The organism is Sulfitobacter sp. 1A12779, from assembly GCF_043557315.1.
GTDB lineage: Bacteria > Pseudomonadota > Alphaproteobacteria > Rhodobacterales > Rhodobacteraceae > Sulfitobacter > Sulfitobacter faviae.
In genome coordinates, this window is the sequence record NZ_JBIFFU010000002.1 from 342249 (window position 1) to 360617 (window position 18369).

An 18369-nucleotide genomic window follows, 5' to 3' on the forward strand; every position below is an offset into this window, starting at 1 on the left:
ATATGACAAAGCTTTTTGGTACAGACGGCGTGCGGGGCACCGCCAATATTCACCCCATGACCGCCGACATGGCGCTGCGCATCGGTGCCGCCGTCGGGCGCTATTTCCGGCGTGAGAAGCGCGGCGTGCACCGTGTGGTTATCGGCAAAGACACGCGGCTGTCAGGCTATATGTTCGAAAACGCGCTGACTGCGGGCCTCACCAGCACCGGCATGAACGTGTTGCTGCTGGGGCCGGTGCCGACACCGGCGGTGGGGCTTTTGACGCGCTCCATGCGGGCCGATCTGGGGGTGATGATTTCGGCCAGCCACAACCCGGCCAGCGACAATGGCATTAAGTTCTTCGGCCCGGATGGGTTCAAACTCTCCGATCAGGTCGAGCAGGAAATCGAAGCGCTGGTCGCCGAGGGGGTCGAGCCATCGGCGCCGGATCAGATTGGCCGGGCCAAGCGCATCGACGACAGCCGCTTTCGCTATATCGAACGGGTCAAATCCTCTTTCCCGCGGCAGATGCGTCTTGATGGGCTCAAGGTGGTGATCGACTGCGCTCATGGTGCGGCCTACCATGTGGCGCCGATGGCTTTGTGGGAATTGGGCGCGAATGTGATCCCCGTGGGCGTGGACCCGAACGGGTTCAACATCAACGATGGCTGCGGTTCCACCCAGCCGCAATCGGCGGCTGAGGCCGTGGTGGCCAATGGCGCCGATGTGGGCATCTGCCTTGATGGCGACGCCGACCGGGTGATCCTGATTGATCAGAATGGCCGCATCGGCGACGGCGATCAGTTCATGGCGCTGATGGCCGCGCGATGGGCCGAGGAAGAGCGTCTTGCGGGCAAGGCGCTCGTCGCTACGGTGATGAGCAATCTGGGGCTGGAGCGTTTCCTGAACGACCGTGGTGTGCGGCTGGAGCGGACCGGCGTCGGCGACCGTTATGTGGTGGAGCGGATGCGCGAAGGGGGCTTCAACCTCGGGGGGGAGCAGTCGGGCCATATCGTGATGACCGACTATGCGACCACGGGCGACGGGCTGATGGCTGGGATGCAGTTTCTGGCCGAGATGGTCCGCTCGGGCAAGCCTGCCTCGGAACTGCTCTACCAATTCGACCCGGTCCCGCAGCTGCTGAAAAACGTGCGCTTCTCCGCCGGACAGACCCCGCTGGAAAACGCGCAGGTCAAAGCCGCCATCGCGCAGGCCGGAGCCGATCTGGCGCAGGGCGGGCGGCTGTTGATCCGCAAATCGGGCACGGAACCCTTGGTGCGCGTCATGGCCGAACATGAGGACGCGGCATTGATGGAGCGTGCCGTCGATAGCGTGGTCGAAGCGGTGGGTAGGGTGGTCTCTACAATTTAAGGTTGATCGGCATCTGGTCGGCGTGCATAGTTTGATGGTTTAACTTTATAGGATTTCCACAATGCGCTTTTCGCTGACTTTCTGCGCCACCCTGTTTCTCGCCGTCCCTGCATTTGCCGATATGAAGGCGCAAGTTCTCGCGCCGTGGAATGGCAAGACTGTCCCCGCCGGACAGCAATGCACCCTGTTCGGCGGTAAGGGGATGACACCGCCCTTTCAGGTCACCGGTCTTCCCACCGGGACCGCGATGGTCGTGGTCGAGTTCAATGACCGTAGTTATCGCCCTCTGTCCTCCGGCGGTGGGCATGGGACCATCGGCTATAACGTAAAGGGCAGTAGCGCCAAATTGCCCGCGGTTCCGGGGCTGACGGCGAAAATGCCGCGTGGCGTGCGGGTCATCAAAGCGGCAAGGGGGACGGGCGACTACCGCTCTGCCGGTTATCTGCCACCCTGTTCAGGGGGAAAGGGCAACAGTTATGAGGCCGTGGTGAAGGCCGTCAATGGTGCCGGAAAGGTGACTGCAAAGACCAAGATGGCCTTGGGACGCTACTGATCCGACGGGTTCGCGGGCGCGTTCGTCGGTCGCGAGCCTACCTCAGCTTCCCCGGAACAACCGTTTCAGCGCGCCGTATTGGCTGAGCCCGACCCCCGCAAGGATCAGCGTCATCGCGTAAAGCAGCGACATCGGCAGCGGCTCTGACAGGACCAGCGCGCCCAGCAGGACCGACCAGACCGGCACTTGGTAGTTCACCAGTGACATGAAGACCGGCCCCGCGGTGCGCACCACATAGACCCGCAAAAACGCTGCGCCTGCGGTGGGGATGAGGCCGAGAAAGGCCAGCACGGCCAGTATCTTGGGCGCGGGCAGGGGCGGCGGGCCCTCGCTGAGGAAGGCGGCGGGCAGCATGACCACGGCACCGATCAGCATCAGCACCGTCCCCAGCCCAATCGGATCCACCGAAGGCAGTCGGCGCATGAGGATTGAGCTGACCGCATAGCAAGAGGCCGCGGCGACGCAGGCCATCCGCCCCGCCGTTTCCATCGCAGCGCCAGTGCTTTCAAAGGCTTGCCCGCCGATCAACACGACGACGCCGATGAAACCGATGACAAAGCCGCCGACCTTGCGCGGGGTCATGCGCTCCCCCGGCAGCAGGAAATGGGCCATGGGTAGGACGATCAGTGCGACAGAAGCCATGGTCACCCCGGCAAAGCCCGAGGTCACATATTGCTGCCCCCATGCGAGCAGCGAAAAGGGCAAGGCCGAGCTGATGATGCCGATGGTCACCAGCACGAGGATGTCGGAGGCAGAGGGGCGCGCGGTGAAAAGCGCGAACCCCCGCAGGGCCCAGAGCGCCAGCATCACCACCGCCGCCAACCCGATCCGCGAGGCGGCGAGCCAGAAGGGCGTGATCCCGGTGAGCGCCACTTCGGTAAAAAGGAAGGTGCCGCCCCAGACAAACCCCAAAAGGGCGATCAGCAGCCAGCTTGTCAGCGTGATTTGAGGCGTGGTGTTCATCGGGGCTCCGGCGTAAAGGCAAAGACCCCGGCGCGAGGCCGGGGTCGATGTCGTCTTATCATTGGGTGGAACTGGCTCAGTTCTTGGCCTTGTCCACCATCTTGCCTGCGGAAATCCACGGCATCATCTCACGCAGCTTTTCACCGACCTGTTCGATGCGGTGTTCATCGTTGATGCGACGGGTCGCTTTGAACGAAGGCTGGCCCACGGCGTTTTCCTGCATGAAGTCACGCACGAATTTGCCGTTCTGGATGTCGGTCAGCACGTCTTTCATGCGCTTCTTGGTCTCGTCGTAGGGCAGGATGCGGGGGCCGGAGACATATTCGCCGTATTCCGCGGTGTTCGAGATCGAGTAGTTCATGTTGGCGATGCCGCCTTCGTAGATCAGGTCCACGATCAGCTTCACTTCGTGCAGACATTCGAAATAGGCCATCTCGGGGGCGTAGCCCGCCTCGACCAGTGTCTCAAAGCCCATGCGGATCAGTTCGACCAGACCACCGCAGAGCACGGCCTGCTCGCCGAAGAGGTCGGTCTCGCATTCCTCGCGGAAGTTGGTCTCGATGATGCCGGAGCGGCCGCCGCCGATGGCGGAGCAATAGGAGAGGCCGATTTCCAGCGCTTTGCCGGAGGCGTCTTTGTCCACGGCCACGAGGCAGGGCACGCCGCCGCCTTTGGTGTATTCGCCGCGCACGGTGTGGCCGGGGCCTTTGGGGGCCATCATGATCACGTCGACGCCTTCTTTCGGCTCGATCAGGCCGAAGTGCACGTTCAGACCGTGGGCAAAGGCGATGGCGGCACCCTCGCGGATGTTGTCATGCACGTATTTCTTGTAAGTTTCGGCCTGAAGTTCATCGGGCATGGTGAACATGATCAGGTCGGCCCAAGCCGCGGCTTCGGCGATGCCCATGACCTTGAGGCCTTCGCCCTCGGCCTTGGCGGCGGAGGCGGAGCCTTCGCGCAGGGCGACGACGAGGTTCTTGGCACCCGAGTCGCGCAGGTTCAGCGCGTGGGCGTGGCCTTGGGAGCCGTAGCCGAGGATCGCCACCTTCTTGTCCTTGATGAGGTTCACGTCGCAGTCGCGGTCGTAGTAAACGCGCATGATCTTGTCCTTTGGTTTGTCTCGTTCTGGGTCTCACCATAGCGAAGTTGTGCTTAGTGGCCATTGTCATCGCAGAGGTATTTGTGAAAGGATGAAGATAGTTATTCGTAGTATCGCTATAAAACGGAAAAATCATGCTTGATGATCTGGATCGCCGTATTCTGCGCTATTGGCAGGCGGAGCCGAGTCTCAGCCCCGGGGAGTTGGCGGAGCGGTGCAATATCACCTCCGGCAAGGCGGCGCGGCGGATTGCGCGGCTGCAAGATCAGGGCATCGTGCAGGGCAGCGGGGTGGTGATTGATTGGGCGGCGCTTGGCTATGCTTTGGAAGTGTCCTTGCGGGTGACCTTGGACAAGACGCAGGCGAATGCTTTTGATGTCTTTATGGCCGAGGCCCGGCAGGTGCCTGAGGTGATCGAGTTGCAGACCTTTTTGGGGCGGGTGGATCTGCGGCTGTCGATCATTGCGCGGGACATGGGACATTATCAGCAGATTTATCGCAGTCGCATCCTGACCCTGCCGCATATCGCTGAGATTGAGGCGCTGATGCATGTGGCGCGGATCAAGACGCAGGAGGGGCTGCCGCTGTGATCGAGCTTGATGACATTGACCGCGCCTTGCTGCAGGCGCTGGCGCGGGACGCCAATCAAAGTGCCAGTGCCTTAGGGCGCCGTTTTGGTCTGTCGCAGCCTGCGACATGGCGCCGGATTAAACGGCTGGAGGAGGGCGGCGCGATTGCCGGGCGGCGGTTGCGCTTGAATGCCGAGGCTTTGGGCTTTGGCGTCACGGTGTTTCTGGGCATCAAACTGGCCACGCGCGGGCGGGTCAGTTTGGAGGATTTCGAGCGGGCGGTTTCGGCCATTCCCGAGGTGCAGACGGTGGAACATGTTTTGGGGTTGTTCGACTATCGTCTGCGGGTCGTGGCGCGGGACCTGCCGGATTTCGAGCGTGTGCTCAGGCGGCGGATCATGACCCTGCCCGGTGCGGGGGAGGTGGAAGCCAATGTGCTGTTGAGCGAAGAGCGCTTGCCGGGGCCGCTTTAGCCGCATTTGCCTTTTGCTGTGGCGGGCCATATGCCGTTGCTTCGAATGATGGAGGAAGAACGATGGCATTGCTCGACACGGTAGACCCTTCGGGGTTTGATGAATTCAGCGTGGTCTTTACCGACCGATCGCTCAACCACATGTCGGCGGAGTTTCAGCAGGTCATGCGCGACCTCTCGAACTGGCTGGGTGAGGTGTATAACGCCGATGCCGTGGCGCTGGTGCCCGGTGGCGGCACCTATGCGATGGAGGCCGTGGCGCGGCAGTTCGCGCGGGGGCAGGATGTGCTGGTGGTGCGCAACGGCTGGTTCTCTTACCGCTGGAGCCAGATCATCGAGAGTGCCGATCTGACCAATAGCGCCGAGGTGATGAAGGCGCGGATGCAGGGCAATGCCAGCCCCGCGCCCTTTGCGCCTGCCCCGATTGACGAAGTCACCGCCGCGATCCGCGCGCAGAAGCCGCAGGTGGTGTTCGCCCCGCATGTGGAGACAAGCTCGGGCATGATCCTGCCGGATGACTATATCAAGGAAATGGCCACGGCGGCCCATGAAGTGGGCGCGCTGATGGTGCTGGATTGCATCGCCTCGGGCTGTGTCTGGGTGGATATGAAGGCGCTTGGCGTCGATGTTCTGATCTCGGCCCCGCAGAAGGGGTGGAGTGCCTCGCCCTCGGCCGGTTTGGTGATGATGTCGGCGCGGGCCGAGGCGCGGCTGAATGAGACCACCTCGGACAGTTTCGCCATCGATCTGCGCAAATGGCGCGACATCATGAAAGCCTATGAGGCGGGCGGCCATGCCTATCACGCTACCATGCCGACGGACGCGCTGCGGGTGTTCCGCGATACGGTGAAAGAGACGCGGGACTATGGGTTCGACCGACTGAAAGAGGCGCAGTGGCGTTTGGGCGAGGCGGTGCGTCAGGCCTTGGCCGACCGCGGCGTGACATCCGTCGCCGCAGAGGGGTTCGCCGCGCCGGGGGTGGTCGTGTGCTATACTGCCGATCCCGATGTGCAAAACGGCAAGGCTTTCGCCGCCCATGGCATGCAGATCGCCGCCGGGGTGCCGTTGCAGGTGGGGGAGCCGGATGATTTCCGCACCTTCCGTCTGGGGCTGTTCGGATTGGACAAGCTTTATGACGTCGACGCGACCGTGGCGCGACTGACGGCGGTGTTGGACGAGGTTCTGTAAGACAGGCTGCGCCGCGGTTCAGCGGCGCAGGCCCAGTCCCATTTGCATCAGCATTTTGCGTACCGGGGGCAGGGTGTAGAGGGCGTTGAGCCCTGCCGCGCGCGCGTCTCGCGCAAGCGGGCTGCTGGCTTGGCTGGCGCGGTTTAACAGGTCGATGCCCCGGACGCGCAGGCTGATGTCCGCGTGGCGGGCCTTGTGATAGGCCTCCAGCATCTCGGCATCGCCGAGGCGTTCGGGCGCGGCGCGGGCGAGTTCCAGCAGGGTCGCCATATCGGTCAGCGACATGTTCAACCCCTGCGCGCCGATGGGGGGCAGCACATGTGCCGCCTCGGCCACCAATGCCAGTCGTTCGCCAGAGAGGCGCTTGGCCTCTTGGCTGATGATCGGCCAGAGCGCGCGGGGGCTGGCGAGGGTGAGCGGGCCGAAGAGATTGGCCGACCGCGCGGTCGCCTCGGCCTCAAAGGCGGCGGGGTCGAGCGTGGCGCGGGCCTGGGTTGCGGGGCCATCGTCCATCCAGACCACGGCGGAACAGGGTATGCCGTCGCGATCTGGCAGGGGCACGAGGGTGAAGGGCCCGCCCGAACGGTGTACCTCGGTCGAAACATTTTCATGGGGGATCGGGTGGGTCACGCAGAAGGCCAGCGCCTTCTGCCCGTAGCGGCGGGTGGTGACTTCGATCCCGGCGGCCTCGCGCATCGGGCTGTTGCGCCCGTCGGCGGCGATCACGAGCCGGGTTCTGATCCGGCTGCCATCGCTCAGCCCGACACGCGCTTCGCTTTGGCGGGTGAAAAGCGTGGTGGTGCCGGTGCCAGGGCGGAAATCGACCTTGGGCAATTCGTTCAGCCGGGTCAGGATTTCCCGCCGCAGCAGCCAGTTTGGAAAGTTCCAGCCGAAGGGTGCGTCAGAGATATCGGCGGCGTCGAACTCGCGCGTGACCCGCGGCGTCGGGTCTTCGCCGCCCGCATCGACGATCCGCATGATTTGCAGGGCGGCGGCATGGGGGGCAAGACGGTCCCAAAGACCCGCGTCCTCCAGCAGGCGCCGCGCCGGTTGGAGCAGCGCGGTGGAGCGCATGTCGGCCCCCTTGGCGGCGCCATCGGTGACGGGCGGGGTGGGGTCGACGCAGATCACATCGAAGCCCGCCGCGCCAAAGGCAGCCGCCGCGGTCAGCCCGGCGATGCCGCCGCCGGAAATCAGGATATCGCAATCGAAGGTCATCAGCCCGCCACCCGTGTTAAGAATTCGCAAAGATCTTGCGTATGGTAGTGGATGTGATCGCCTTCGCCACGTTCCGGGGCCACATGCACCGTGCGCATCCCCAGAGCGTGGGGCGCGGCGAGGTTGCGCGGATCATCCTCGAACATGGCGGCGGAGGCGGTCTGGAACCCGTCGATGCCAAAGACCTTGTCATAGGCGGCGGCTTCGGGCTTGGGCAGAAAATCGGCGTGTTCGACACCATAGACCGCGTCGAAAAGCCCCGAAAGGCCGCGGGCCTCAAGCACCCGTTCGGCGTAGGGCGCGCAGCCGTTGGTGTAGACGATCCGCCGCCCCGGCAGCGCGCGAATGGCCTGCGCGAGCATTGGGTCGGGGGTGAGCCGGTCCATCGGGATGTCGTGCACCTCGGTCAGATAGGGGCCGGGGTCGACGCCGTGTTCGCGCATCAAGCCGGCCAGCGTGGTGCCATAGGTCTGCCAATAATGCTGGCGCAGGTGGTTGGCCTCGGCCCGGTCGACCTTGATCGCGCGCATCACCCAATCGACCATACGCGCTTCGATCAGGTCGAAAAGCCGCGCCTCGGGCGGGTAAAGCGTCTGGTCGAGGTCAAAGACCCAAGTGGTGACATGAGAAAAAGCATCGCGCGGCATGGCGCAGAGGTAGGCCGAGACGCGCAGCCGCGCAAGCCCTGCCGGGTTGCGCAAATGGTCGCGGTGAGTAAGGTGGCGCAACTTTCAAGGACTGATAGCTGATGCCCGACCCCAAGACCGGCCCGACCGACGCCTATTCGATGATTCTGGAGGCCATCGACATTGGCACCTATCGCCCCGGTGACCGCTTGGTGGAGAGCGAATTGGCCGAGCGTTTCGGCGTCTCACGAACGCCGATCCGTGAGGCATTACAACGGCTTGAGACGCAGTCTTTGCTCATGCGCGATGGGCGTAGCCTGATCGTGGCCTCGCTGGATCACAACCAGATGGCCGAGCTTTACGTCGTCCGGGGCGAGCTGGAGGGGCTGGCCGCGCGTCTGGCGGCGCGCCATGCCACCGCCGAGGAAGTGCGCGTGCTGCGCGAGATGGTGGATGCCGACAACGCGCTGGCGGGCAATCCCAATGCGCTGGCACGGGCGAATAAACGGTTTCACAAGCAGATCCATCTGGCGTCGCACAATCGCTATTTGGTGCAGCAGCTTGACCTTGTGCATCGCTCCATGGCCTTGATGGCGACCTCATCGCTCGCGGTGGAGGGGCGCGGGGAGATTGCGCAGGCCGAACACAACCTCATCGTGCAGATGATCGAAGCCCGTGATGAGGATGGCGCGGATGAGGCGCTGCGCACGCATATCTCCGTCGCTTTCATGACCCGGTTGAAGCAGGAAGCGGCCCGGCGCGAGGATGATTTTTGAGCTTTTTGCGCGGTTTTACATAGCGCGGCAGGGTGTGGCCATGGGCGGTTTTGTCCCAAAAATGTGGGCTGCGATAGAGCTCAAACAGCGCTTTGGCGGCGGCCAAGGCGCCCAATGCGAAGTAGAGCGGGCAGGTGATGACCCAAGGCAGCAGATGCCGTTGACCCCGGTTTGAGACCGCGATGGTGGCGGCGCAGAAGTTCAGCAATTCCGACAGAATGAACAGCGCGAAGATCGCCGTCAGGACGGCTGGCGCAAGCCAGTCCGTGACCGGGTGATACAGCCCGAAAAAACTCAGCCACAGCGACCAGAGAAGTGGCGCGAGGGCGAATTGCGAGACCGTGGCGAGAAAGATCGCCTGCACGCCGATGAACCGCAGGGGGCCGAGGTCTTTCAGCAGGGCGCGTGGGCTTTGCATATGGACCGCCCAAGTGATGAGATAGCCCTTCAGCCAACGGGATCGTTGCCGGACCCATGGCCAAGGGCGGCAATTGGCCTCTTCATAAGTGGTGGTGCGCATCAGTTCGGTCACATAGCCGCGCCGCGCCAGCCGGAGGCCGAGATCGGCATCCTCGGTCACGTTATGGGCGTCCCAAGCGCCGATCCGTTCGAGGATGTCGCGCCGGAAAAACAGCGTGGTCCCGCCCAGCGGGACGACCAGCCCCAGCCGGGCCACGCCCGGTAGGATCACCCGCCACCAAGTCGCATATTCGATCGAAAAACAGCGGGCCATCCAATTGCCGCGGCTGTTGTAGAAATCCAGAACCCCCTGCAAACAAGCGGTATTTTCGGGCGCATTGTGAAAGCGGGTGACAATCTGTTCGATCTGGTCCGGCTCCGGCGCATCCTCCGCATCCCAAACGCCGATGATGCTGCCGCGGCAGAAATCGAGCGCGTAATTCAGCGCGCGGGGTTTGGTCTTGAGCGCGCCGGCATCGGGCACTTCGATCACGCTGATCCATGGCGGCAAGGGCGTGCGGGCGATGGTCTCACGGGTGAGCTTATCGCTCGCTTCGAGGACCAGAACCACCTCCAGCAGCGATTTGGGGTAGGTGAGCCGCGAAAGCCGCGCGATCAGCGCCTGCGCGATCTCTTCCTCATGCAGCAAGGGCACGAGAACCGAGACACGGGGCAGGCGAAATCCCTTAATCTCTGCGGCATTTGGCGGCGACCGTGGGGGCTTTGGCCGGGTGAGAGAGGCCCATAGGGCCGCGGCCTTGAGCCCGCTGGTCAGCAGCAGAGTGAGCGCGCCGCATAGGAGAGCGAGGGTAAGGACGGCGGAGGGGAAAAGCACCAGTAGCGCAAAGAGCGACAGCAGAATACCCCGCAGCGCAAACCGTCGTTTCCAGCTGCGCACCCCCCAGTTCCGACAGCTTTCTGCATCCGCGACGCGGGTGACGGCATGTTCCGACAGTTCCGCGGCATAGAGCCTGCCGATCTGGCTGCGCACCTCCCGGGGGTCGGCGACGACCAACACCAAGGTTTTCCCACGCTCCCCCAAGGCGTTGCAAAGGTGAGGAAATTCCGCGGGGCGACCGCTGGCCACGAAAAGTCGGTCCCCCAGTTCCAGCCATGGCACGGCACCGAATTGCAGACAGAGACGCGCGGGTATCCGAGCCGCAAGGCGTTGATCGCAGGGGCTGCGGGTCAGGTCGACAGGTTGGGCGCCATACTGCCGGGCAAGCGCTTTGACGATGTCATCGGGGGCAACCAACCCTTCGGTGGCCAGAACTTCGCCCAGAGGGGCGTCGATGCGGCGCTGTAGGTCAAGCCCGTGCAGCAGATCGCGCGGGCCGATGACCCCTGCGGCGATTAAATGTTGGCCCAACCGCATCCGGCGGGCGGGCGCGGTGGCCATCCGCGGCGCTGAGAGTTTCAGGCGAAGGTTGCTCATTCCGTGCCCCGTCGAGGTTCCGGAATGAGACTGGCAGGCGACCGTTAATCGAGAGTTAAAAGTCGCCTGTGCAATCAGTGCATGTAGAAAATTTTACGCGCTGCGCTCGGCCATCGCTTCGCTGAACCGTTCGAACAGGTAATAGCTGTCTTGCGGGCCGGGGCTGGCTTCGGGGTGGTGCTGGACCGACCAAATCGGGCGGCCATCGACGCGGATGCCACAGTTCGACCCGTCAAAGAGCGAGACATGCGTCTCGCGCACGCCCTCGGGCAGGGATTGCCCGTCGACCGCGAAACCGTGGTTCATCGAGGTGATCTCGACCTTGCCGGTGTCGTAATCCTTGACCGGGTGGTTGGCGCCGTGATGGCCGTGGCTCATCTTGACGGTGGTTGCGCCAAGCGCCAGCGCAAGCATCTGGTGGCCAAGGCAAATGCCAAAGACCGGCAGATCGGTCTTGTCCAGAACCTCGCGGATCATCGGCACGGCATAGGCGCCCGTCGCCGCCGGATCGCCGGGACCGTTGGAGAGGAAGACGCCATCGGGCTCATGGGCCATGATGTCGTCATAGGTCGCGGTGGCGGGCAGAACGGTGACATCGCAGCCCGCAGAGGCGAGGCAGCGCAGGATGTTGCGTTTCGCGCCATAGTCCACGGCGACGACCTTGTGCTTGGCTTCGGTCTGGAGCGCGTAGCCGTCGGGCCATGCCCACCGCATCTCATTCCAGCGATAGGTCTGGGCGCAGGTCACGTCCTTGGCCAGATCCATCCCTTCGAGCCCGGCAAAGTCGCGCGCGGCGGCGACCAGCGCTTCGATGTCGAAGTTGCCATCCGGGTCGTGGGCGAGGGCGGCGTGCGGCGCACCTTGCTGGCGGATTGCGCGGGTCAAGCGGCGGGTGTCGACACCGCCGATGGCGATGCGTCCGCGCGACGCCAGCCAATCCGACAGCGGCTGAATGTTGCGCCAGCTGCTGGGCGTGGTGGGCATCCATTTGACGACCATGCCCGCGGCGACCGGATCGCCGGTCTCATCGTCTTCGGGGTTGGTGCCGACATTGCCGATATGCGGGAAGGTGAAGGTCACGATCTGGCCCGCATAGGACGGGTCGGTCATGATCTCTTGGTAGCCGGTCATCGCGGTGTTGAAGCACAACTCCGCCACGGTCTGGCCGGTCGCGCCAAACCCCATGCCGTAGAAAATCGATCCATCCGCAAGGGCAAGGCAGGCGGTTGGGCGTGGGCGAGCAGGCGCGGACATGGGGCAGTCTCCGGGCAGAAAAGGGGCGGGTAAACGGGTGGCAACCTAATCCCGCGCGGGCGCGGGGTCAATAGGCGGAGGGAAATGAGATATCGTTTCAGAACAGGGGGTTACCTATGGTCGCCCCCCATTGCTCCGCGCGGAGAGAGCAGGTAAGCTGCGACCCTTGGATTTAGCGAAACACAGGAAACCACCATGTCATTGCGGATGCGCATCTCGGATGCTTTGAAACAGGCCATGAAAGACAAGGCGGCGGACCGGCTTTCGACGCTGCGGCTGATCAATGCCGCGATCAAGGACAAGGACATCGCCGCCCGGGCCAATGGCAAGGATGAAGGCGTGTCGGATGCCGAGGTGCTGGGCATCCTCAGCAAAATGGCCAAACAGCGTCAGGAATCGGCGCGCGCCTATGAAGAGGGCGGGCGGCTGGACTTGGCGGAGCGTGAGCGCGAAGAGGTCGAGGTGATCGAAGAATTCCTGCCAAGGCAGCTCAGCGTCACCGAAACCGCCGCCGCCGTGGATAAGGCCGTGGCCGATGTCGGCGCGACTTCGATCCGCGACATGGGCAAGGTCATGGGGCTGTTGAAAGAGCGCTATACCGGCCAGATGGATTTTGGCGCGGTGGGCCCGGTTATCAAAGACCGCCTGAGCTGAGCCGCGCCTGAGTTAAGAACCAGAGGGCTGGGCCGCAAGGTCTGGCCCTTTTTAGTGTCTGGCCCTTTTCAGTTCCGCAGATGACGCGCCAGATCGTCGTAGAGCGCGATGCGCTCTTCTTCGCTAAGAAAAGCACCGATCTCAACCTCGCGGCCCTCGCCGCGTAAGGTGACGTAATGCGGCACGGGGCCGTCATCGTCGTATTTCTTCACTTGGGTCCAGTAGCGGTTACAGTCCCAATCCTTGACCTCGCCCTTGGCGGTGGTGTGCACCAGCCGCGCCGTGGTGTCGTCGAGGGTCAGCACCTCTTCGATCTGGCGGGCGCGGTGATTGTGTTGCAAGGCCCAATAGACCGCCCCCAAGGCCAGAAGCACGAAGGGCAGCAGCCCCCAGAGCAGGGCGGTGCCGAGCATGGCGAAAAGCGGAATCATCGCCAGCGTAAATGTGGCCAGCATAAAGGCCGCAAAACCGCGCGCGGGCAGGGATTGATGCGGCCAAAGGCGCATCTGCTGCGGAGTGGCGCGGGGCGGGGTGGTCCATTCGTAGGGCATGGGATCGCTCAGGCTCAGTCAAAAGCCAAAATAGCGGTGGGCCGGGCAATGGCAATGCGGCGCGGAGCCGCGGGAGGGGTCAATCGCCCAGCAAATCCCAGCGGTTTCCGAAAGGATCGCGAAAAACGGCCACTTTGCCATAGGGCTCATGACGCGGTTCTTCTTCGAAGGTCACCCCCGCAGCGGTCAGACGGTCGAATTCCGCCGCGAAATCCTTAACCTTCAAGAACAGCCAAACACGGCCCGCACCCTGATTGCCGATGGCGGCGCGCTGCGCCTCTCCGTCCGCCCGGGCCAGAACGAACCCCGTCTCAGCGCCCGGCGGGGTGACGCGGACCCAGCGTTTGCGGCCCTGATCGACATCTTCGGTCAGTTCGAACCCCATGACGCCGCAGTAAAAGGCGATGCCGGCGTCATAGTCGGGGACGATCAGGGTTATCGCAGAGAGATGCATCGGCTCGCTCCTTGTGGGGGCGCGGCAAGGGGCCGCGCCCGGGGTGATTTACTCTAACTCGACGAGCAGGTCCTTCGCATCGATCTGGCCACCGGCCTGCACATGCACGGCCTTTACCACCGCATCGCGTTCCGCGTGGAGGCCCGTCTCCATCTTCATCGCTTCGATGGTCAAAATTAGGTCGCCCGCCTTGACCGGCTGGCCCGCCTTCACCCCGACGGAGGCCACGACCCCCGGCATCGGCGCGCCGATGTGATCGGGGTTGCCCGTCTCGGCCTTGGGGCGCTGCACGGTGGCATCCTTGACCAACCGGTTCGCCACGCGGATCACCCGCGGTTGGCCGTTGAGTTCAAAGAAGACCTTCACCTCGCCATCTTCTCCGGCCTCGGATTCGGCCTGAAGACGGATTTCCAAGGTCTTGCCGGGGTCGATCTCGGCCGAGATCTCCGCCCCCGGCTCCATGCCGTAGAAGAAGGTATGCGTGGGCAGGGTGCGCACCGGGCCATAGACGCGGTGGCGGCCCATGTAGTCGAGGAACACCTTGGGATACATCAGATAGCCGCAGAGGTCTTCGTCGTCGATCTGCAGGCCGTCCAACTGCTCGGAAAGCTCTTTGCGCACGGCCTCTAGATCGACGGGCGCCAGATGTTTGCCGGGGCGTTCGGTGTTCGGCGTCTCGCCTTTCAGCACCTTCTTGACGATGCCCGCTGGGAAGCCATTCGGCGGCTGGCCGAGGTTGCCGCGCATCATGTCGATCACGCTGTCGGGGAAGGAGACATCGACATTCGGGTCTTCGACCTGCGCCCGGGTCAGCCCTTGGGAGACCATCATTAGCGCCATGTCGCCCACCACTTTAGACGAGGGCGTGACCTTCACGATATCGCCAAACATCTGGTTCACATCCGCATAGGTGCGCGCCACTTCGGGCCAGCGGTCTTCCAGCCCCATAGAGGCGGCCTGCGCCTTGAGGTTCGTGAACTGGCCGCCGGGCATTTCGTGCAGGTAAACCTCGGAGGAGGGCGCCTGCATCCCGGTCTCGAAGGCGGCATAATGGCCGCGCACTTCTTCCCAGTAATCAGAGATTTCGCGCACGGCTTTCATGTCGATCCCGGTGTCGCGGTCGGTATGTTGCAGGGCCGAAACCACTGTGCCGAGCGTCGCCTGAGACGTGTTGCCCGAAAGCGCATCCATCGCGCAGTCGACCGCATCAACACCCGCCTCAGAGGCGGCGAGGATGGTGGCCGTGGCACTGCCCGCCGTGTCATGGGTGTGGAAATGGATCGGCAGACCAACTTCGGATTTCAACGCCTTGACGAGCGCGCGGGCTTGGGCGGGTTTCAACAGGCCTGCCATGTCTTTCAGCCCCAGCACATGAGCGCCGGCGGCTTTCAGTTCCTTGCCCATATTGACGTAATACTGAAGGTCGTATTTCGCCCGGTCCGGGTCAAAGATGTCGCCCGTGTAGCAGATCGTGCCCTCGCAAATCTTGCCGGATTCGACGACCGCATCCATCGCCACGCGCATGTTCTCAACCCAGTTGAGACTGTCGAACACGCGGAACACGTCGACGCCGGTATTGGCCGCCGTAGCCACGAATTTCTGCACCACATTGTCGGGGTAATTGGTATAGCCCACCCCGTTGGAGGCGCGCAGCAGCATCTGGGTCATCACATTGGGCAGGGACGCGCGCAGGTCGCGCAGGCGCTGCCACGGGCATTCCTGCAAGAAGCGATAGGCCACATCGAAAGTCGCCCCGCCCCAGCATTCGACCGAGAAGAGCTGCGGCAGATTGGCGGCATAGGCGGGGGCCACCTTGATCATATCAAGGCTGCGCATCCGCGTGGCCAAGAGCGACTGATGCGCGTCGCGCATGGTGGTGTCGGTGATGAGCAGTTGCCGCTGTTGGCCCATCCACTCGGCCACCGCCTCGGGGCCCTTTTGTTCCAAAAGGTTACGCGTGCCCATCTGCGGCTCGCCGCGCAGCACGGGCGGCTTCGGGTCGCGCACATGGGCGGCGGGTAGGGCATGGCCCTTGGTCTCTGGATGGCCGTTGACGGTAATGTCGGCGATATAGGTCAGCACCTTGGTCGCACGGTCGCGACGTTGCTCGAACTGGAACAGCTCGGGCGTCTCGTCGATGAATTTGGTGGTGTATTCGTTGCTTAGAAACGTCGGGTGTTTCAGCAGGTTCTCGACGAAGGCGATGTTGGTGCTGACCCCGCGCACCCGGAACTCGCGCAGGGCGCGGTCCATCCGGGCGATGGCCATCTCGGGCGTCGGCGCCTTGGCGGTGACCTTGGTCAGCAGGCTGTCGTAATAGCGCGTGATGACCCCGCCCGCGTAAGCCGTGCCGCCATCGAGCCGGATGCCCATGCCGGTGGCCGAGCGGTAGGCGGTGATGCGGCCATAGTCGGGGATGAAATTGTTCTGCGGGTCTTCGGTGGTGACGCGGGTTTGCAGGGCGTGGCCGGTGAGGGTGATGTCCTCTTGCCGCGCCTTGCCCGTCGCCTCGGCCAGCGGTTTGCCCTCGGCGATGAGGATCTGCGCGCGGACGATGTCGATGCCGGTGACTTCTTCGGTGACGGTATGTTCGACCTGTACGCGGGGGTTTACCTCGATGAAGTAGAAATTCCCGGTTTCCATATCCATCAGGAATTCGACGGTGCCCGCGCATTCATAGTTCACATGGGCGCAGATTTTGCGGCCCAATTCGCAGATTTCGGCGCGTTGCTCCTCGCTCAGATAGGGGGCGGGGGCGCGTTCGACGACCTTTTGGTTGCGGCGCTGGACCGAGCAGTCGCGTTCGTACAGATGGTAAATGTCGCCCTGTTTATCGCCGAGGATCTGCACTTCGACATGGCGGGCGCGCAGGATCATCTTCTCCAGATAGCCCTCGCCATTGCCGAAAGCGGCTTCGGCCTCGCGGCGCCCTTCGCGGACTTTTTCTTCCAGTTCCTTTTCGGACATGATCGGCCGCATCCCGCGCCCGCCGCCGCCCCAAGAGGCTTTGAGCATCAGGGGGTAGCCGACCTCGGCCGCCTCGGCGCGGATCGCGTCCATGTCTTCGCCCAGCACTTCGGTAGCGGGGATGACCGGCACGCCCGCCTCCATCGCGACACGGCGGGCAGAGGCTTTGTCCCCCAAGGCGCGCATCGTCTCGGCCCGCGGGCCGATGAAGGTGATGCCGTTCTTCTCGCAGGCATCGACGAATTCCGGGTTTTCCGACAGCAGGCCATAGCCCGGATGGATGGCATCGGCGCCCGCCGCCTTGGCCACGCGGATCATCTCGTCAATGCTGAGATAGGCCGCGACGGGGCCGAGACCTTCACCGATGCGATAGGCCTCATCCGCTTTGAAACGGTGCAGGCCCAGCTTGTCCTCTTCGGCGTAGACCGCGACCGTTTTCTTGCCCATCTCATTGGCGGCGCGCATGATGCGGATCGCGATCTCACCACGGTTCGCGATCAGGATCTTTTTAAAATCGGTCACTGGCTGGTCTCCCCTGCTGGTTTTGAAGGCAGCTTAGGGATGCTGCAGTGCAGCGCAAGAGGGCTGTGGCCGTCTTTGTCACATTTCTGCAAGCTTTCCGGTCAGAGCGGCGACAGATCAAAGGGGGCGGGGAGGTCGCGCAGGTTCCGCGCGCCCAGCTGTCCCATATTGGCGGTCAGGTCGCGGGCAAGCACATCGATCAGGTGATCGACCCCGCGCGGCCCGAGCGCTGCGAGGGCAAAGTGGAAGGCCCGGCCCAGCATGACGAAATCCGCGCCGAGCGCGAAGGCACGCAGGATATCAAGGCCCGATTCCACGCCGCTGTCAAAGATGACCGGCAATCTCGTGGCGGCACGAATGGCGGGCAGCGCCTCTGCGCTGGCGGGGGCCGCGTCGAACTGGCGGCCCGCGTGGTTCGAGACCCAGATCGCATCGGCCCCGGCTTTTTCCATCTTCGTGGCGTCTTCGGGGCGCAGCACGCCCTTGATTACCAGCGGTCCCTGCCAGTGGTCGCGCAGCCAATGCAAATAGTCCCAATCGGGCGCGGTGCGCAGCAGATAGCCCACATGCGCGGTCGGCGGCAGGTTTGCGGTGGCCGTGCCTTCGGTGTATTTGTCGAGCATTTTCATATGCGGCAGCCCCCGGCGGGCCATGCCCATTGCCCAAGCCGGGCGCATCGCGACCTGCGCCAGCAGCCGCGGGGTCAATTTGGGCGGGCTGGTCAGGCCAGAACGGGTCTGCCGCTCACGGCGCGAGGCGACTGGCACGTCGACGGTCAGGACCAAAGTCGTGAAACCCGCAGCCTTGGCCCGCGCCAGCATATCGGTTCGAATTTCCGGGTCGCGCGGCGGGTAGAGTTGGAACCAACCATGCGCGCCCAAATGGGGCGCTACATCTTCCGGGCAGGTTGCGGCCACGGTGGACAGGCCGAAGGGGATGCCGGCGCGATCCGCCGCGCGGGCAAGATGGGCTTCGGCATCGGGCCAGATCAGGCCGGACATGCCCAAGGGGGACATGCCGAAGGGCAGGGGGAGCTTTTGCCCCATCAGATCAACGCTGAGGTCAGGTGTGAATTCGCCGTGCAACACCGAGGGCATCAGCCCAACGCGGTCTAGCGCCGCGCGGTTGCGGTGTTTGGTGGCCTCCGTCCCGGTGGCGGAATCAAGGTATTCCCAAACGAATCTCGGCAGGCGCGACTGCGCGCGGCTGCGAAGGTCCGAAAGGGCGGGGTAGATTGCATGTAGGTCCATGGCGGCA

General features: G+C 63.6%; 17 protein-coding genes. 7 read left to right on the forward strand and 10 right to left on the reverse strand.

All coding sequences use genetic code 11. The features are described from left to right. Positions 1–2: 2 nt before the first annotated feature. Positions 3–1352 carry a phosphoglucosamine mutase gene (gene glmM, locus ACGYLQ_RS04315; protein ID WP_394440672.1) on the forward strand — a complete coding sequence of 450 codons (1350 nt, stop codon included), beginning with the start codon at positions 3–5 and terminating at the stop codon, positions 1350–1352. A gap of 61 nt (positions 1353–1413) precedes the next feature. Then, positions 1414–1905: a hypothetical protein gene (locus ACGYLQ_RS04320; protein ID WP_394440674.1), complete on the forward strand. Its 492-nt coding sequence runs from the start codon at positions 1414–1416 to the stop codon at positions 1903–1905. A 42-nt stretch (positions 1906–1947) separates the two neighbouring features. Here the strand turns inward: ACGYLQ_RS04320 and ACGYLQ_RS04325 are convergent, their stop codons facing one another. Continuing rightward, positions 1948–2868, reverse strand: a complete 921-nt coding sequence (locus ACGYLQ_RS04325; RefSeq protein ID WP_394440676.1) for a DMT family transporter — start codon at positions 2866–2868, stop codon at positions 1948–1950. A 76-nt stretch (positions 2869–2944) separates the two neighbouring features. Further along, positions 2945–3967, reverse strand: a complete 1023-nt coding sequence (gene ilvC, locus ACGYLQ_RS04330; protein ID WP_168611968.1) for a ketol-acid reductoisomerase — start codon at positions 3965–3967, stop codon at positions 2945–2947. A gap of 134 nt (positions 3968–4101) precedes the next feature. Here ilvC and ACGYLQ_RS04335 point away from each other — a divergent pair, with 134 nt between their 5' ends. The 3 genes from ACGYLQ_RS04335 (at position 4102) to ACGYLQ_RS04345 (ending at position 6196) form a co-directional block, all read left to right on the forward strand. After that, positions 4102–4557: an Lrp/AsnC family transcriptional regulator gene (locus tag ACGYLQ_RS04335; protein WP_168611969.1), complete on the forward strand. Its 456-nt coding sequence runs from the start codon at positions 4102–4104 to the stop codon at positions 4555–4557. Continuing rightward, positions 4554–5009 carry an Lrp/AsnC family transcriptional regulator gene (locus ACGYLQ_RS04340; RefSeq protein WP_394433045.1) on the forward strand — a complete coding sequence of 152 codons (456 nt, stop codon included), beginning with the start codon at positions 4554–4556 and terminating at the stop codon, positions 5007–5009. Before ACGYLQ_RS04335 ends, ACGYLQ_RS04340 begins: the two co-directional genes overlap by 4 nt. A 62-nt stretch (positions 5010–5071) precedes the next feature. Continuing rightward, positions 5072–6196, forward strand: a complete 1125-nt coding sequence (locus ACGYLQ_RS04345; RefSeq protein ID WP_394440678.1) for an aminotransferase class V-fold PLP-dependent enzyme — start codon at positions 5072–5074, stop codon at positions 6194–6196. Positions 6197–6214: 18 nt separating this feature from the next. Here the strand turns inward: ACGYLQ_RS04345 and ACGYLQ_RS04350 are convergent, their stop codons facing one another. Together ACGYLQ_RS04350 and ACGYLQ_RS04355 are read right to left on the reverse strand one after the other, a co-directional pair. Then, positions 6215–7414 carry a UbiH/UbiF family hydroxylase gene (locus ACGYLQ_RS04350; protein WP_394440680.1) on the reverse strand — a complete coding sequence of 400 codons (1200 nt, stop codon included), beginning with the start codon at positions 7412–7414 and terminating at the stop codon, positions 6215–6217. Further along, positions 7414–8061 carry a pyrimidine 5'-nucleotidase gene (locus ACGYLQ_RS04355; RefSeq protein ID WP_394440893.1) on the reverse strand — a complete coding sequence of 216 codons (648 nt, stop codon included), beginning with the start codon at positions 8059–8061 and terminating at the stop codon, positions 7414–7416. Before ACGYLQ_RS04355 ends, ACGYLQ_RS04350 begins: the two co-directional genes overlap by 1 nt. Before the next feature lie 101 nt (positions 8062–8162). Between ACGYLQ_RS04355 and ACGYLQ_RS04360 the strand changes: the two genes are divergently transcribed. Beyond that, a complete protein-coding gene (locus ACGYLQ_RS04360; protein WP_394440682.1) occupies positions 8163–8816 on the forward strand; it encodes a GntR family transcriptional regulator in 654 nt (217 codons plus the stop codon). Here ACGYLQ_RS04360 and ACGYLQ_RS04365 read toward each other — a convergent pair. Together ACGYLQ_RS04365 and carA are read right to left on the reverse strand one after the other, a co-directional pair. Further along, the gene (locus ACGYLQ_RS04365; RefSeq protein WP_394440684.1) at positions 8767–10710 is read right to left on the reverse strand and encodes a glycosyltransferase family 2 protein; all 1944 of its coding nucleotides are present in this window, start codon (positions 10708–10710) and stop codon (positions 8767–8769) included. The two genes, ACGYLQ_RS04360 and ACGYLQ_RS04365, sit on opposite strands and share 50 nt — an antisense overlap. Before the next feature lie 93 nt (positions 10711–10803). Next, entirely contained in the window at positions 10804–11964 is a 1161-nt protein-coding gene (gene carA, locus ACGYLQ_RS04370; protein ID WP_394440686.1) for a glutamine-hydrolyzing carbamoyl-phosphate synthase small subunit, read from the reverse strand. A 195-nt stretch (positions 11965–12159) separates the two neighbouring features. Here carA and ACGYLQ_RS04375 point away from each other — a divergent pair, with 195 nt between their 5' ends. Further along, positions 12160–12618 (forward strand): GatB/YqeY domain-containing protein, encoded by a 459-nt coding sequence (locus ACGYLQ_RS04375; RefSeq protein WP_067262660.1) that lies wholly within the window; start codon positions 12160–12162, stop codon positions 12616–12618. A 68-nt stretch (positions 12619–12686) separates the two neighbouring features. Here ACGYLQ_RS04375 and ACGYLQ_RS04380 read toward each other — a convergent pair whose 3' ends face one another. The 4 genes from ACGYLQ_RS04380 to ACGYLQ_RS04395 form a co-directional block, all read right to left on the reverse strand. Further along, entirely contained in the window at positions 12687–13169 is a 483-nt protein-coding gene (locus ACGYLQ_RS04380) for a DUF2244 domain-containing protein (protein ID WP_168611976.1), read from the reverse strand. Between the two features lie 79 nt (positions 13170–13248). Further along, the gene (locus ACGYLQ_RS04385; RefSeq protein WP_394440688.1) at positions 13249–13623 is read right to left on the reverse strand and encodes a VOC family protein; all 375 of its coding nucleotides are present in this window, start codon (positions 13621–13623) and stop codon (positions 13249–13251) included. Between the two features lie 48 nt (positions 13624–13671). Then, entirely contained in the window at positions 13672–17112 is a 3441-nt protein-coding gene (locus ACGYLQ_RS04390) for a pyruvate carboxylase (RefSeq protein ID WP_394440690.1), read from the reverse strand. 101 nt (positions 17113–17213) lie between these two features. Further along, complete coding sequence (locus ACGYLQ_RS04395; RefSeq protein ID WP_394440692.1) at positions 17214–18362, reverse strand: alpha-hydroxy acid oxidase; 1149 nt, start codon at positions 18360–18362, stop codon at positions 17214–17216. Between the last annotated feature and the right edge of the window lie 7 nt (positions 18363–18369).

Coding starts and splice junctions, on each gene's coding strand:
- glmM (WP_394440672.1), top strand. CDS start 3: ATGACAAAGCTTTTTGGTACAGACGGCGTGCGGGGCACCGCCAATATT.
- ACGYLQ_RS04320 (WP_394440674.1), top strand. CDS start 1,414: ATGCGCTTTTCGCTGACTTTCTGCGCCACCCTGTTTCTCGCCGTCCCT.
- ACGYLQ_RS04325 (WP_394440676.1), bottom strand. CDS start 2,868: ATGAACACCACGCCTCAAATCACGCTGACAAGCTGGCTGCTGATCGCC.
- ilvC (WP_168611968.1), bottom strand. CDS start 3,967: ATGCGCGTTTACTACGACCGCGACTGCGACGTGAACCTCATCAAGGAC.
- ACGYLQ_RS04335 (WP_168611969.1), top strand. CDS start 4,102: ATGCTTGATGATCTGGATCGCCGTATTCTGCGCTATTGGCAGGCGGAG.
- ACGYLQ_RS04345 (WP_394440678.1), top strand. CDS start 5,072: ATGGCATTGCTCGACACGGTAGACCCTTCGGGGTTTGATGAATTCAGC.
- ACGYLQ_RS04350 (WP_394440680.1), bottom strand. CDS start 7,414: ATGACCTTCGATTGCGATATCCTGATTTCCGGCGGCGGCATCGCCGGG.
- ACGYLQ_RS04355 (WP_394440893.1), bottom strand. CDS start 8,061: ATGCCGCGCGATGCTTTTTCTCATGTCACCACTTGGGTCTTTGACCTC.
- ACGYLQ_RS04360 (WP_394440682.1), top strand. CDS start 8,163: ATGCCCGACCCCAAGACCGGCCCGACCGACGCCTATTCGATGATTCTG.
- ACGYLQ_RS04365 (WP_394440684.1), bottom strand. CDS start 10,710: ATGAGCAACCTTCGCCTGAAACTCTCAGCGCCGCGGATGGCCACCGCG.
- carA (WP_394440686.1), bottom strand. CDS start 11,964: ATGTCCGCGCCTGCTCGCCCACGCCCAACCGCCTGCCTTGCCCTTGCG.
- ACGYLQ_RS04375 (WP_067262660.1), top strand. CDS start 12,160: ATGTCATTGCGGATGCGCATCTCGGATGCTTTGAAACAGGCCATGAAA.
- ACGYLQ_RS04380 (WP_168611976.1), bottom strand. CDS start 13,169: ATGCCCTACGAATGGACCACCCCGCCCCGCGCCACTCCGCAGCAGATG.
- ACGYLQ_RS04385 (WP_394440688.1), bottom strand. CDS start 13,623: ATGCATCTCTCTGCGATAACCCTGATCGTCCCCGACTATGACGCCGGC.
- ACGYLQ_RS04395 (WP_394440692.1), bottom strand. CDS start 18,362: ATGGACCTACATGCAATCTACCCCGCCCTTTCGGACCTTCGCAGCCGC.